This window comes from Bacillus sp. BB081 (assembly GCF_008368895.1).
Classification (GTDB): Bacteria; Bacillota; Bacilli; order Bacillales; family Bacillaceae_G; genus Bacillus_A; species Bacillus_A wiedmannii.
This window is the reverse complement of sequence record NZ_QOZX01000068.1, coordinates 1-14,253: the sequence shown is the minus strand read 5'-3', so window position 1 is coordinate 14,253 and position 14,253 is coordinate 1. Positions and strand designations below refer to the sequence as shown.

Below are 14,253 nucleotides of genomic sequence, written 5' to 3'. Positions count from 1 at the left end.
TGATCCTGTTAAACCAGTTGGACCCGTCGAACCGGTCATTCCCGTTAAACCAGTTGGGCCCGTTGGAATATAAATCGGGGGAAGAACTGGAAACGTAGGTCCAATGTTTTCAGGTTCTATCATAGCTTTATTTATTGATAATTTATTATCTCGCTTCACTTTAATACCTCGTTCCACATTTTTGTTTACTACTTAACAAAATAATACATTTATCATTTTAGAAAAATTTCATAACTACTTTTTTCATTCTCAAATGATTTTTACATATAGTAAACTTTTTACCGTTGCTATAACTAGTAGTATTAATATAATAAAATGATAGTTCCATTTCAAAATACTAAATCGGTTACGTTCTAATTTAAAAATGAGGTGATTTATATTCAAGATAAGAATGAAAAAATGAAAAAAGAACTATTATCACTGGCTCTTGAAATTATTCTTCCATACAGACTGACAGGTCCTACTGGGCCCACAGGTAATACCGGTCCTACAGGCATTACTGGACCCACAGGCATTACTGGACCCACAGGTATTACTGGACCCACAGGTATTACTGGACCCATTATTACAACAAACTCTATGTTCGCTAATAATACATTAGGTGGTCCCATTTCAGTCATATTAGGTGGAACTAATATTCCACTTTCTAATAACCAAAGCCTCGGTAATTTTACAGTGAACGCTACAAATGATATATATACAATTCCTGTTACTGGAAGATATTATTTAACCTATCAAATTAATACAACAACTTCTCTACTTGCTGGTACAAGGCTACTATTAAACTCTTCGACTCCACTTCCCGGATCTATTTTTTCACCCGCAATATCAACTTCAAACTATAATAATAATTTAATAACCAATTTAATTGCTGGTAATACAATTTCCCTTCAAATATTCGGCGTATTATCCATAGTTAATTTAGTTGGAGGTGGTTCAACAGGTGCCTCTTTAACAATTATACGAATCGATTAATAAATGATTCATTCTTTTTTATAATAAACATTCTTAGCTGCTAAAGTAGTAATTATTACGTCATTCTTAAAGCTAATAATATTTCAATAATTTCACGACAGTGATTAAGCAATAAAAACAATTTGTACTATATTCATAGTAGTAACCATCTATACTAAATTTTTCGTATATACATTATCAATTTACACTTCTCCCTGCCAATGTTACATTGAATAAGAAGACAGTTTCCCAAAATGCGAACCATCTCAATACGTTTTTGAGAAACATACTCCAATCCTATACGCGAGAGCAATACTATGTTGACACTCAAACGAGTGTCTTTTTTTATGAATTAATAAAATAAAACCATCTCTTATAGATGGTTTATCAACACACATTTCTTTATACTCTTAAAATAATTATAAGTTTATGCAGCTGGATAATAAATGGTCATACTTAACCGAGTTAGCGTACTTCCGGAATTATGATAAGAGTGCGGTCTATCCGCCTTAAAGCGAATTGCATCTCCGCTATTTAATGTATATTGACAATCATTTATTTCAATTATCAATTTCCCTTCAAACACCGTTATAAATTCTTCGGTCCCTTCTTTATGGCCTTCCGAACTTAATTTTCCTTCTGTTTCAATTTCAACCGTATAGATTTCAAAGTTCCTATCATCTTGAAAAGGAAAGGAAGGATACACTTTATATCTCCCATTGTCTTCTGATAATACTTGTACATCATTTCGTAAAACAACTTTCGTATCTGGTTGCGGATTATTGATTAAAGAAGTAAAAGACACTTTCAAACCATTAGCGATTTTCCATATCGTTGTTAATGTTGGACTTGACTCTCCTCGTTCAATTTGTCCAATCATCGTTTTACTCACACCTGTTAATTGAGAGACCTTTTCTAAACTCATTTTCTCTTTTTCACGTATTGTTTTTAAATTTTTTGCTAAAATAAGTTGAATTTCTTCCATAAGAAACACCCCTACACTATATACAATATAACGACCGTTATGTATAATAAAAAGCACACGTTATATTGTTCTTTTCGGTCATTATAACACACACTAAATAATTAGGGGGTATTAAAATGCCTATATTTTCTTTTTTGTTATTTGTTTTTATAAGTAGCTTCACACCCGGACCTAACAATTTTTTAGCTATGACATACGCCAATCAACACGGTTTAAAAAGGAGTATGCAATTTTGTTTTGGAGTAGCTTTCGGGTTTTTCATCCTCACTTCCTTATGTAGCTTCTTTAATATTGTACTAATTAATATCCTACCCATAATAGAATTCCCTTTAAAAATTTTAGGTGTAGCATATATGCTATATTTAGCTTTTAAAATACTCACTAGTAAAACTAGTACCGATCCCGATGAAAAACATAATAAAAACTTATTCACAGTGGGGATTTTTCTTCAATTTGTTAATCCTAAAGGGATACTATTCGGGCTGACGGTAGTGTCAACTTTTATTCTCCCTTACTATAATTCATATTCAAGTTTTCTACTTTTCTCATTATTTCTAGGTGTAGTCGGGTTAATGAGTACATTTAGTTGGAGCTTATTTGGTTCCATGTTCCAAAAGCTTTTATTAAAGCATACGAAATCATTTAACATCATTATGGCTGTTTTATTAGTTTTCAGTGCTATTTCAATTGTAATCAATTAAATTCAAGTTCTAAATTTCTTTTCTTTTTAAAAGTATGTTTTAAAAATATTGCTAAGATGCCCAATGAATCTCCCCCTTACATGCATTACTTATTTAATTTTAAGGCGGTAATCTTCTATATCTACTCTTATTCATACGAGATAAAATAAAAAGAGGATTACTCATTATAAGTAATCCTCTTTTTTGACTATTGATTTTTAAATATTCTGTTCCACTAAACTAAAATCGTTACTTAACTTCATACCAACAGCCTTTACGATCAAGGTAATCCGTCATTCCTTTAAGTTGCGCATCTGAAGTTGGTTCAGAGATAAAATATGTTAGACCATCCGATTGTAAGATGAAGTTAGCTGTCATTTTTAGTGACGTTAATGCCCCCATTACATCGTCTTCTGTGTTATAAACACAGATCGTTCTTTCCTTGAACTCCATCCCTAACATTCCATCATCACCTAAAAGCTTTACGTTACCCTCCATTCTTTTAACCTCACTTTCTTTTCAAAGGATTATTTTGTTCAGTTCCTTATAAAGTGTTAATATTCTTCATAAAGGAGGTCTACTAATGAAAAATTCCTGGAAGAAAGTTTCTTTAATTGCTTTCATAGTAATTGTCCTTTTAATAATTTTATATTTTGGCGGTATGTCACTTTTTTGGAATCAGCCCTGAATAAAACTCAATATTCCGTCAATACTGTAGACAACCCATTAAGTTACTTTCTCCTTGTTCCCCCTTGGAGAACCAGCCGGGCAGTTAGCTTTTGCTAGCTGCTCTTTTATTCTGTAATCCTCCAAATAATGTTCCTTCTTCAATTTGCTTGAGAAATTCATCATCAACAGCATTTTCTACATCTCTCATAAGTTTAATTAACACCTTATCATCTTCTTTACGGGCTATTTTATCTAAAGTGTCCCAATAAGCACCTTTTATTGAGCTATACATCTTGTACCATCTCCGTTTCAACTTTCCGTTTACAATTCTCAATCACTTTCTCTCTTAAATGCTCCGGTATGTCTTCAATCAACACATTCACATAACATCTCTTTTTGTGGATTTCCAAACTCTTATACAATTTCTCAATATTTTTACGCACCATATATTGCGCTTTAAGAAATGCTCTATTTGAACTAACTGGTGAATGAGAAACGATTTTACCAGTTACCATTTCAGTGATGACAAACATTCTCTTTGAAACGCTGTATCGCGAGAACAGATAAACACCTTCAATATTTCCGCAATACTCTTGTATCTCCACAAACACACCATCAACTGCCCCGAAAACAGCTTTATTAATAATCACACCAACCTCATACTTTTCACCTACATTCAATGGTCCTTGAATTGCATTAAAGTAACGATCTTCCTCATTAAACATATTTGCTACTATTCCTATGAATCTCATATCCATTCCCCTTTTCTACAAAATGAAATTTTTATACAAAAAACACTCAATTAAACAAACGTAACTTCAGATGATATATTGCATTCTTTTTAGGGTGGATAGTCGCTACAGAAGGGCGCTTTCCGAAGCGCTCTTTTTAATATCCCCTGCACTGAATAATTGTTGAATCATATATTAATTTCGAGAACACTCACAAGTCATAGGTTTACAATAGGTCTTGGTCAGAAGAGCACTTATATATGGTGCTCTTTTTGGTATGGAATGTGAAATAGAGACTTGCTCTTAAAACCTTTCATGTGATTTTTATGGTTTTTCCTTACACCCGTATGTCTGCTTGCTCATAAGTTGTTAAAGTATAAATAAAAATTGGCTAGTTATTTATAACGGAGGTGTAAAAATGAGTAAATTTAAAAAGAAATGTCACATCCCATTTCCATGCGCCTTTCCTTTGCCTCAAATCGGGTCTACTGGACCTTCGGGACCTACTGGAGCTACTGGACCTTCAGGTGGACCTCGGGGGCCTACCGGACCTACTGGAATTCAAGGTAACCCGGGACCTACTGGTCCTCAAGGGATTTCTGGACCTCAAGGGATTCCTGGGATTTCTGGATCTATTGGTCCAACTGGACCTTCTGGAATTCAAGGTATCCAAGGCATCCAAGGCATTCCTGGCATTCAAGGTCCTATTGGACCCACTGGAATAACTGGGGTCACTGGAATTCAAGGGATTCAAGGCATTCAAGGGATTCCTGGCATTCCTGGCATTCAAGGGATTCCTGGCCCGACCGGCCCTCAAGGGATTCCTGGCATTCCTGGTTCTGTAGGTCCAACTGGACCTTCTGGAGCTATTGGACCTATCGGCCCTTCCGGGGGACCGCCAGGACCAACGGGCCCGACTGGACCTTCCGGGGGACCACCAGGACCAACCGGAGTGACTGGTCCCACTGGATCAACTGGGTCACCAGGACCAACCGGACTTCAAGGTATCCAAGGCATCCAAGGCATTCCTGGCCCCACTGGACCTCAAGGAAGTCAAGGGATTCAGGGGATTCAAGGTAATCCAGGGCCTATTGGTCCTATTGGACCCACTGGAATAACTGGGGCGACTGGAATTCAGGGTATCCAAGGTATTCAAGGTAATCCAGGACTTATTGGACCTATCGGCCCGACTGGACCAACTGGGCTTCAAGGTATCCAAGGCATTCCTGGGCCTACTGGATTACCAGGAACCGCTGGAGCTACCGGACCTACTGGGCCTGCCGGTCTTACAGTATCTGGTTTATCTCAGTATGCTTATGTTTTCAATACAGCAGCTCAAGTTGTTGCCTTAGAAGCACCTATTCTTTTTAATTCACACGGTAGAATCACATCCGGTTTTACTCATACTCTTGGAACTTCTCAGATGACAGTTATTAATGCTGGAGATTATAAAATTTCTTTTTCTGTATCAGGAGTTGAACCTAATCAATTTGCCCTCTTTTTAAATGGGGCTCCCGTTACCAACTCCATTTATGGATCAGGTGCGGGTACTCAACAAAACAATGGGCAAACAATTCTCACTTTAGCAGCAGGTGATATTCTTACCCTTAATAATCATACTTCCGCTGCTGCGGTTACTTTGCAGACTTTGGCAGGTGGAACACAAACAAATGTAAATGCTTCAATTGTAATTGAAAAGTTAGATTAATTTAATCATTTGTTTCCTGAAACTCTGTCAGTAAATAACTTGGGTTGGATTCTTTTTTCAACAAACAGTTAGCATTTGCTAGCTTCTTTTTGTATGGAGTGGAAAATAAATTTTAAGTCTTATTTCTTTTCTACGTCATATATTTTTAGCCTAAACATCCAGCTCAAAGTGTTACCTCCTAATTTAAAGAGCACTTATGCATGGTGCTCTTTTTTATTTTGTTTTCTTTCATTTCTCAACACTTCAGTTATGGAAATCGATTACCTTTTATGGTAATATATTGGTAATTTTACAAACTTCTATTGTTCCATTAAAAGGACCCGCACCCCTAATTAGGTCCTTTTTAATGTTTTCTACTTAAATAGCGTTTTTATATTAAATCTCGAACATTCCTAAAAAACATACAGTATCATGAGGTATTCTTTTTTATTTTTATTAAGGAGCGCTTTAAAAAGCGCTCTTTAGTTTTTAAATAAAGATTTTGTTTTACTTTTGCTAGCTACCCTTCCCTTGTATAAATGCACCTTTTTTTACATACCATATTAAAATCTAAATAATTCTCTTTTAGGACGGTACAAATATGAACAAGGTAATAAAATACATTTTAATCTTCTTTTGTACGGTGTTTTATATTGTAATTATTGGCGGTATTGTCTATCAAAACTTTGTTCAAGAGCATTTTATTCCTCCAAGCAAGAAATCTAAGATTGAACATAAACATTCATAATTAGCTATAAGAAGCGCTCTACAAGGCGCTCTTTAACTTTAAAATAAGAATTTTGTTTAATTACTATTAACATTTTAGATTTCTTTGAATACATTAATATCAAAAGAAATTCTATATGGTGCTCTGGTCCAGTTACCTTGAATTTCTTGCAGACCTTGTGTGAAGAATCCGTTTATAACAAACGGGTTCTTTTATTTTGGGTTATAAAATAACTATTTTGTTTAAATTTATCTTAATTCACATCAGATTTTCTTTACATTCGAATTAACAACTATATAATATAATTAAACTATTTGTATGAGGGGTGATTATTATGAACTGGAAACAAAAATACAATCCAAAGTATCTCTTGTACCGCATGTATAGTTATATTTATAAAGCCCTTGATGATATATCATGGTCCTTAAAATAATTTAGATTGTTATGAGTACACATTTTTTGTGTGCTCTTTTCATATTCCTATAAAATAACGCTCTCATTTTAAAGTTATATTGTTATTAAATTATCTATTCTACTCCTCTTCTCTTGTTCATATGCCAGGTTCTTTATTCATGAACTAAAAATAATTGACATTACTGAATGGAGGTTAACTATGTCTTTTGCAAATATTATTAAATACGGACGCGTTCCTCACTTTAATTCTAACTTTCCTTTGATTTTATTTTGGAGTCAGAAAAGTGGCTGTACTTCTCTTGCACATTGGTTTTTTTATCAAATAAATTTATTTAAACAAGCCATAAAATACGATTCCTTCATCCATAATTATGAAAATGAAATATACAAAAACTCCTCGGACTACTTTATTGAACTAGCTGCGGCTTTATATACAAACGGAAAAGATACCTATAAATTAGTGAGAAACCCCTATACAAGAGCTGTAAGTTCATTCTTTTCACTAATTGCCCCCCCTTACATAGAAAACCCAGCATGGAATCCTATTCGGAATTTTTATTATGGTAATGAATTTTGTAATAAGCCTATTTCATTTAAAATCTTTCTCTACTATTTAAAAGCGCAAATGAAAGATTTAGAACAAGTAGATCCACATTTAATGCAGCAATATGAACCAGCTGAGGAGGAGTTTGTTACAAAGTATATCTACCTTGAAAATTTCTCTACTGAAATTGCGCACTTAGAACAAACATATCAATTAAAAACTTCTCCTTTACACATACTAACCAAATCATGGCATCATCAGAAGGACAGAGCGATTTTTAGAGGTGATTTTGCAGATGCTGATATTACCGATCCTTTATTCCCACGTCTCCCAACATACGATAGTTTTTATGATCATGAAACTATCCAATTAGTACAAGATATTTTTAATAAAGATTTTAGCACGTACAATTACCCATTAACTCCTTTAAAAAATAAGTGATTTTCTAATTGTAGTCTCATATATTATAGAGAAACTTAAATTCACCTATTTAAGTTTCCTCATAAAACTCTCGTAGTAAGTTGGGGCACTGGAAACAGTGTCTTTTTTTAATAAAATTCAAATTGTATTATTAATCAAATTATTAAAACATATAAATATAAGGTAAAACACTCGTTAAGGTTGTCTTCATTCGCTCTATTTGTTCCACTGCCGTTGTATAATCAAAGTTCAATTATTTCACTATTAAATACAAAAAATTCGATTTCATAGTTTACGTCATACTCATGCAACACTTTTTTGGAACAATTTGTACATCCAAAAATTACAAGTAAAAGATTGGGTCATAAAGTTTTTTTCATAACTTTACGCATGTTTTACCTTGGATGCAAGAATACGCAGTTAAAACATTTAGTAAACAACTATTTGAATAATAATGTTTATAAATATAAAAATGCGGTTTCTCCTCCCTGGAGAAACCGCACCATATTAAAGTTTTTATTAAATTTTAAACTGACTCGTATACAGATCAAAGTAAAACCCTCTATCTTCCATAAGAGATTCATGATTCCCTCTTTCCAAAATACTTCCATCTTTTATAACAAGGATTTGATCTGCTTTTTCAATCGTTTTCAGTCGATGAGCAATTACAAAACTTGTTCGACCTTTCATTAAATTATTTAGTCCTTTTTGAATTTGCAATTCTGTTCTCGTATCAATATTAGATGTTGCTTCGTCGAGAATTAATATATCTGTATCTGCTAAAATTGCTCGTGCAATCGCAAGAAGTTGTTTTTGTCCTTGACTTAAATTCGATCCTTCTGAAGCAATTTTTGTTTCATATTGATTCGGTAAATGTTTAATAAAAGAATGTGCAGATGCTGCCTTAGCTGCATTGATTACTTCATCATCACTAGCATCTAATCGACCATAACGAATATTATCCATAATCGTCCCAGCAAATAAATACGTATCTTGTAAAACTACTCCTATTTTACTTCGCAACGAATTAATATCATAATCTTTTATATCTTTTCCATCGATATGAATTTGCCCTTGCTGTATATCGTAAAAGCGAGTTAGCAAATTAATGATTGTTGTTTTGCCCGATCCAGTTGGACCAACTAAAGCAATTGTCTCCCCTGGCTGTGCCTTAAGACTCACTTCTTTTAAAATCGTTTTATTTTCCTCATAACCAAATGAAACATTCTCGAGTGCAACATGCCCTTGTAAATTTTGTACAATGCATGCATCTTTTTTATTTTGAATTTCTGGTACTTCATCCATAATTTCAAAGACACGTTCTCCACCAGCAACTGCCGCTTGAATTGTATTCATTAAAGTTGCGAATTGACTTAGTGGTCTTGAGAATTGACGAGAATAATTAATAAAAGCCGCAATGACACCTACTGTTGTCATTCCATTTAAAACCATAACTGAACCTGTCCCAATTACAAGCCCCATACCTAAGTTATTTATAAAGTTCATACTTGGAAAAATAAAAGCTGAAAATGTATCCGCCTTCGTAGCAGACATTCTGAGTTGTTCATTAATTTTATTAAAATTTTGTACGGTTTCTTTTTCTTTCCCGTATAACGTTGTAACATCCGCCCCAGTTATAGCTTCTTCAATAAAACCATTTAATTCTCCTAAATCTTTTTGACGCTTTGCAAAGTTTTTACCACTATAAGTAACTAGTTTTTTTGTAACGAAAAACATAATAGGTACTGTAATTAAAGTAACAATCGCTAAAATCCAATCTAATGCGAACATCGCAATCGTTACACCTATAAAGGTTAATGCTGATGAAATAATTTGTACAACACTTTGCGTCAACGCTTGATTCAAATTATCTATATCATTTGTAACACGGCTCATTAAATCCCCTTGAGAACGTACATCAAAGAACCGTAAAGAAAGCGTTTGGATTTTCTCAAAAATATCTTGTCGTATTTTTTGTATTGTTTTTAATGCAACGTTAACCATGACAAATGTTTGTAGCCAAGTTAACAATACTGTTACACCGTAAATCGCGATAAGTAACAAACACATTCTCGCCGTACCGCTTAAATCTTTCGGTACAATATATTGATCGATAATTACTCCCATTAAATAAGGACCTAATAACCCAAGTAATGTCGTAACAAATACTAAAAATATAACGAACGTAAGAGCAACCTTTTGATACCCCATATAGTTCCATACTCGCAATACAGTTCCTTTAGTGTTTCTAGCTTCACCCATTTTAGGCGCGTTACGCCCACCTTTATTAGCAAATTGCCCTTGAAAATTACGCATGTTCTTTCCCACCTTCTTTATGTAAATTGCCACCTTGGGAAAGATAGATTTCTTGATATACCTCACATCGTTCTAACAATTCTTCATGTGTACCATCACCAACTAATTCACCGTTATCTAAAACAAGAATTTTATCAGCATCTATTATAGATGAGATTTTAGAGGCAATTAATAATGTTGTTGTTCCTTTATATTCTGTTCTTAATGCCGATTGAATGTTAGATTCTGATTTCGCATCAACTGCTGATGTAGAATCATCTAATATAAGAATGGATGGCTTTCTCACAAGTGCCCTTGCAATGGATACACGTTGTTTTTGTCCACCTGATAAATTCGTCGCACCTTGTGTTAAATGATATTGATATGAATCTTCCAACTTGTTAATAAACTCAGTCGCACAAGCTGATGAAGCCGCTACTTCCAGTTCGTCATTCGTTGCATCTTCTTTACCATAACGTAAGTTCTCTTCTATGCTACCTGAAAACAATAATGCCTTTTGAGGTACAAACCCGATTGAAGCACGAAGTTTTTGTAAATCGTATGCTCTAACATTTATTCCATCAATGCATACTTCCCCTTGATCAACATCGTATAAACGCGGTAACAGTTTTGCTAAAGTGGATTTACCACTTCCTGTAGAACCGATAATTCCTACTTTTTCACCTTTACATATGTTAAATGAAATATCTTTTAAAACATATTCATTATTTTTCGTGTAACTATAACTAACATTTTTAAAGTCAATTTGTCCCCCAATTTGCTTAGGTACAAACGCATTTGTTTCACTCATAATATCAACCTCAGTATTTAAAACTTGCTGTACACGATCCGCAGATGGAAATGCTCGCGCGATTTGCATAAATACCATACTTATAGACATAAGTGACATTAAAATAATATTCAAATAGTTTATAAACGCTAAAATAGCTCCTACTTGAAGCGTTCCATCAAATACTTTTTCTCCACCAATCCATAATGTTGCGACAATCCCGCCGCTTACAACTAACATAATGATTGGCATCATTATGGAAATAAGCTGCACCGCTCGAATATTTATCTTCGTTAAATTTGTATTAACATTTCCAAACTGAGTAATTTCATATTTTTGTCTTACATACGCTTTAATAACACGTACTCCAGATAAATTTTCTTGTAGCTTTGTATTCACTTTATCTAATGCTTCTTGCACTTTTTTGAACGTTCCGCTCGCTTTACTTGCAATGAATATAATCGCAAGTAATAAAATTGGAACAACCACAAGTAATATAGGAAATAACTCGCGTGCTGTTACAAAAACAATTATTATACTTCCGATAAATAACAAAGGACCACGAACAAGTACACGTAATGTCATCGTCATCGCCGATTGAATTGAAGTAATATCATTTGTCACAATCGTTAATAATTTCCCAGTTCCAAATGAATCACGATTTTCACTAGAAAATGTTTCTACTTTCGCAAATACATCTTTTCGTATGTCTGTAGCGAAATTAACAGCTGCTTTTGTAGAATACATCATACACCCAAGTCCTCCAACTAAACCGAGTGCTGCAGCTCCTATCATAAGAAGCCCCATTTTTATTACATAATTCAAATCACGATTTGCTATCCCAACATCAATAATATGTTGCATAATAGTCGGTTGAATTAAGTCCATCGCAACCTCAAGTACCATAAATAGCGGTCCAATTATAGCGAAGAACATGTATGGTTTTAAATACTGTAATAACTTGCGAAATGATTTCATACATAATCTCCTTTTCCCATGAAATTACCACTGAATAATTCATATCCCTCCTTATTTAAGCGATGTAGTTTGTAATTTCTTTCTTATTCCTATTATATTATGTAAATTAATATTTAACATTATTAAATGATAAGCATTTATGACTTTCGGGTCAATAAATGTGCTTTATATTACGCAATTAGAAAAACCGTATTCTTAAATAGAAAGAATACGGTTTTTTATCTATATTTGTTCAACTGCAAAATTTAATCTCAAATTCATTTTCTTAGGTGGACTTCACATGTATAAACCTATTTAAATAGTATTTATACTTATATCCTCCCCATCAAAAATATCTATATAAACAATTAGAACTCTGTTAATACTGGGAACTTATATCCTTTAAAATCTAACTCTTTATTACTTCGCACCATTAAATACTTACTAGACTGTAATTCTGTAAACTGTACATCTTCAATCCCTAATTGATCTGGAGAGAAATAAAATTCGATTTCTGTAAATCTTTCAGCGATTTCCCTGCATATTTCATCTAAAACTGGAATTACTGGCGCAAACACTCCATATAATTTCAACTTTTCATTATCTATTTCATACACAATAAGAGCATCTAGTTTCTCTGAATAATACAATTTCTCATTCCATTCCAAGTCATACATATTCAAATAAAACGAAGGGCGGAAGTTTAATGTTGAAAAATTATTTGAAAGTCTTTGGCTACTATCAATAGTTTCATGTATTAACTTTCTATCCTCTTCCATATAATAATCTAACTTTCTAAGTAAGGAATCATTATTATTCTTTTTATCATATGAAATAGTCATCAAATACTCCTGCACAACTTTAAACCCAAATGATGCATATAGTTCAGGTATTTCCGTAAACAATAAAGTACATTCACATTTCTTATCGATTTCTTCTATCATTTTACTCATTAATTGTGTCATGAGTCCTTGTCTACGAAAATTAGGGTGTGTCATTACCGATTGAATTCCTACTGCATTTATTCTTTCACCATTTACTAGCAATGGTAACGAAAATGCCGCAACATTTGCAATCACTTTATCATCCTGTAAAAATGATACAGCCTTATATGTATTGTCCCAATATCCTTTCTCCGAAAAATCATTTAATGTTTGAGTTGTAATCCCAAACACTTCTTCAAATAAAGGAAATAACTGCTCTCTTTTCGGTTCTTCTAAAAGAAATTTTTCAAAAATTTCAACATTCCCCATGTTGTCCCTCCATACGTTAATTCCATCAAATTAGATTTAGTTATATAACCTGCTCTTAATGTAATAGGTCTTACCAATCAATATACTATCATAAAATATAAAAAAAGAGTCTAATTAATTTTATGTTTTGACTATTCGAAAATAAGTCGAATAAAACAATATTAAGATTTTTGAATATTAATAAGTTTATTATATATAAATAGTGCTTTCTACTTCGTTTTTACTCATAGAAATGCACCATTTATAAAAAAATATTTTTTATTATTTTTTTCCTTCTAGTCTCTCCCTCGTATTAATTTCTTCTCCTCTCATTCGCTTTTCAAATGTATTTCTCCAACTTGTAGAAAGTGCATGTACTTCTAAGATCCTTTTTAGCCCTTCCATATTTTGTTTTTCCTTATGCATGATACGATTAGCAAATGCCACTGTTACACCTTTTGGATTAGACTTCAGTAACTTTAACGTATCAACAGGTGATACCCATCCTTCTTTTAATACACGAAAATAAAATCCTGTATATCCTGTTTCTTGAAAATAAAGTGGTAACTTTGGAATATTGTATTTCTTAGCTAATTTAAAACAAGGTTGTCTTGGCTGCGTTACTTGTACAATTGCTTCTCCAATTTGAAATGTATCACCAATACAAACATCCTCTTCACACAGACCATTAATTGTTATATTTTCTCCGAATGCTCCATATACAAGGGCTTGATTCAACTCTTTTTCCCAGTATCTATAATGTTCTCCAGAATACACACAAACTGCTTTATCTACTCCACCATGATGAACTAAGTCCGCTTGCCCATCTCCATTAAATTTTAAAAAGGATAAAAACACCGGTTCCCTTACTTGCTTCTTATTTATACCTGTATGAATTACCTTTCCGCCGTATGTAACCTCTTTTGGTAACCCTATATTTAATGATAGTACCTCATATACTTTATTCATCTTAATCGCTCCTCTTACTTAACCCACAATTTTTCAATAGATTAATTTATACTTTCAAACTCTCTGTCTATTTTTCATTTAAAATGACAAAAGGTCAGCAAATGTAATAACCACTCAAATATCCTTGCTCCGATACTTATCTATCTTTACTTCAAAATTTTTTCAATCCCTCTCTAATAAAGTGATTATAAGCTCCACA

General features: G+C 33.3%; 13 protein-coding genes and 1 pseudogene. 5 read left to right on the top strand and 9 right to left on the bottom strand.

Annotation, left to right across the window (positions count from 1 at the left end; translation table 11 throughout):
• A partial coding sequence (locus DN394_RS23405) for an exosporium leader peptide-containing protein (RefSeq protein WP_141545481.1) occupies positions 1-159 on the bottom strand: 159 nt, incomplete at its 3' end.
• 240 nt (positions 160-399) lie between these two features.
• Here DN394_RS23405 and DN394_RS23400 point away from each other — a divergent pair.
• Positions 400-975: a BclA C-terminal domain-containing protein gene (locus DN394_RS23400; RefSeq protein WP_098150269.1), complete on the top strand. Its 576-nt coding sequence runs from the start codon at positions 400-402 to the stop codon at positions 973-975.
• 406 nt (positions 976-1,381) lie between these two features.
• On the opposite strand, the gene DN394_RS23395 is transcribed toward DN394_RS23400, so the two are convergent.
• Positions 1,382-1,996, bottom strand: coding sequence for a helix-turn-helix domain-containing protein (locus DN394_RS23395; RefSeq protein ID WP_074651067.1), 615 nt, complete (start codon positions 1,994-1,996; stop codon positions 1,382-1,384).
• A gap of 59 nt (positions 1,997-2,055) precedes the next feature.
• Between DN394_RS23395 and DN394_RS23390 the strand changes: the two genes are divergently transcribed.
• On the top strand, positions 2,056-2,640 hold the full coding sequence (locus DN394_RS23390) for a LysE family transporter (protein ID WP_001121296.1): 585 nt from the start codon (positions 2,056-2,058) through the stop codon (positions 2,638-2,640).
• Between the two features lie 228 nt (positions 2,641-2,868).
• Here the strand turns inward: DN394_RS23390 and DN394_RS29090 are convergent.
• The 3 genes and pseudogenes from DN394_RS29090 to DN394_RS23375 form a co-directional block, all read right to left on the bottom strand.
• Positions 2,869-3,027, bottom strand: a pseudogene (locus DN394_RS29090) (N-acetylmuramoyl-L-alanine amidase C-terminal domain-containing protein); the annotation flags it as partial.
• Positions 3,028-3,391: 364 nt separating this feature from the next.
• On the bottom strand, positions 3,392-3,580 hold the full coding sequence (locus DN394_RS23380; RefSeq protein WP_000287392.1) for a hypothetical protein: 189 nt from the start codon (positions 3,578-3,580) through the stop codon (positions 3,392-3,394).
• Positions 3,573-4,040 carry a hypothetical protein gene (locus DN394_RS23375; protein ID WP_001210994.1) on the bottom strand — a complete coding sequence of 156 codons (468 nt, stop codon included), beginning with the start codon at positions 4,038-4,040 and terminating at the stop codon, positions 3,573-3,575. The genes DN394_RS23380 and DN394_RS23375 overlap by 8 nt, the downstream gene beginning before the upstream one ends.
• A gap of 397 nt (positions 4,041-4,437) precedes the next feature.
• Here DN394_RS23375 and DN394_RS23370 point away from each other — a divergent pair, with 397 nt between their 5' ends.
• From DN394_RS23370 to DN394_RS23365, 3 genes are all read left to right on the top strand, one after another.
• Positions 4,438-5,727 carry a BclA C-terminal domain-containing protein gene (locus tag DN394_RS23370; protein ID WP_098705694.1) on the top strand — a complete coding sequence of 430 codons (1,290 nt, stop codon included), beginning with the start codon at positions 4,438-4,440 and terminating at the stop codon, positions 5,725-5,727.
• Positions 5,728-6,307: 580 nt separating this feature from the next.
• The gene (locus tag DN394_RS29085; protein WP_176522754.1) at positions 6,308-6,454 is read left to right on the top strand and encodes a hypothetical protein; all 147 of its coding nucleotides are present in this window, start codon (positions 6,308-6,310) and stop codon (positions 6,452-6,454) included.
• Positions 6,455-7,046: 592 nt separating this feature from the next.
• Positions 7,047-7,832, top strand: a complete 786-nt coding sequence (locus DN394_RS23365) for a sulfotransferase family 2 domain-containing protein (RefSeq protein WP_048566424.1) — start codon at positions 7,047-7,049, stop codon at positions 7,830-7,832.
• Positions 7,833-8,330: 498 nt separating this feature from the next.
• On the opposite strand, the gene DN394_RS23360 is transcribed toward DN394_RS23365, so the two are convergent.
• The 4 genes from DN394_RS23360 to DN394_RS23345 all read right to left on the bottom strand — a co-directional run bounded on the left by DN394_RS23360 (position 8,331) and on the right by DN394_RS23345 (position 14,054).
• Complete coding sequence (locus tag DN394_RS23360; protein WP_048566425.1) at positions 8,331-10,127, bottom strand: ABC transporter ATP-binding protein; 1,797 nt, start codon at positions 10,125-10,127, stop codon at positions 8,331-8,333.
• Positions 10,120-11,874, bottom strand: a complete 1,755-nt coding sequence (locus DN394_RS23355) for an ABC transporter ATP-binding protein (RefSeq protein WP_098149941.1) — start codon at positions 11,872-11,874, stop codon at positions 10,120-10,122. Before DN394_RS23355 ends, DN394_RS23360 begins: the two co-directional genes overlap by 8 nt.
• 347 nt (positions 11,875-12,221) lie before the next feature.
• The gene (locus DN394_RS23350; protein WP_098149940.1) at positions 12,222-13,106 is read right to left on the bottom strand and encodes a GNAT family N-acetyltransferase; all 885 of its coding nucleotides are present in this window, start codon (positions 13,104-13,106) and stop codon (positions 12,222-12,224) included.
• A gap of 261 nt (positions 13,107-13,367) precedes the next feature.
• Positions 13,368-14,054 carry an MOSC domain-containing protein gene (locus DN394_RS23345; protein ID WP_098149939.1) on the bottom strand — a complete coding sequence of 229 codons (687 nt, stop codon included), beginning with the start codon at positions 14,052-14,054 and terminating at the stop codon, positions 13,368-13,370.
• Positions 14,055-14,253: the final 199 nt, after the last annotated feature.

Excerpts from the sequence above, each read along its gene's own strand:
- DN394_RS23400 (WP_098150269.1), top strand. The coding sequence starts at position 400 with ATGAAAAAAGAACTATTATCACTGGCTCTTGAAATTATTCTTCCATAC.
- DN394_RS23390 (WP_001121296.1), top strand. The coding sequence starts at position 2,056 with ATGCCTATATTTTCTTTTTTGTTATTTGTTTTTATAAGTAGCTTCACA.
- DN394_RS23380 (WP_000287392.1), bottom strand. The coding sequence starts at position 3,580 with ATGTATAGCTCAATAAAAGGTGCTTATTGGGACACTTTAGATAAAATA.
- DN394_RS23375 (WP_001210994.1), bottom strand. The coding sequence starts at position 4,040 with ATGAGATTCATAGGAATAGTAGCAAATATGTTTAATGAGGAAGATCGT.
- DN394_RS23370 (WP_098705694.1), top strand. The coding sequence starts at position 4,438 with ATGAGTAAATTTAAAAAGAAATGTCACATCCCATTTCCATGCGCCTTT.
- DN394_RS29085 (WP_176522754.1), top strand. The coding sequence starts at position 6,308 with ATGAACAAGGTAATAAAATACATTTTAATCTTCTTTTGTACGGTGTTT.
- DN394_RS23365 (WP_048566424.1), top strand. The coding sequence starts at position 7,047 with ATGTCTTTTGCAAATATTATTAAATACGGACGCGTTCCTCACTTTAAT.
- DN394_RS23360 (WP_048566425.1), bottom strand. The coding sequence starts at position 10,127 with ATGCGTAATTTTCAAGGGCAATTTGCTAATAAAGGTGGGCGTAACGCG.
- DN394_RS23355 (WP_098149941.1), bottom strand. The coding sequence starts at position 11,874 with ATGAAATCATTTCGCAAGTTATTACAGTATTTAAAACCATACATGTTC.
- DN394_RS23350 (WP_098149940.1), bottom strand. The coding sequence starts at position 13,106 with ATGGGGAATGTTGAAATTTTTGAAAAATTTCTTTTAGAAGAACCGAAA.
- DN394_RS23345 (WP_098149939.1), bottom strand. The coding sequence starts at position 14,054 with ATGAATAAAGTATATGAGGTACTATCATTAAATATAGGGTTACCAAAA.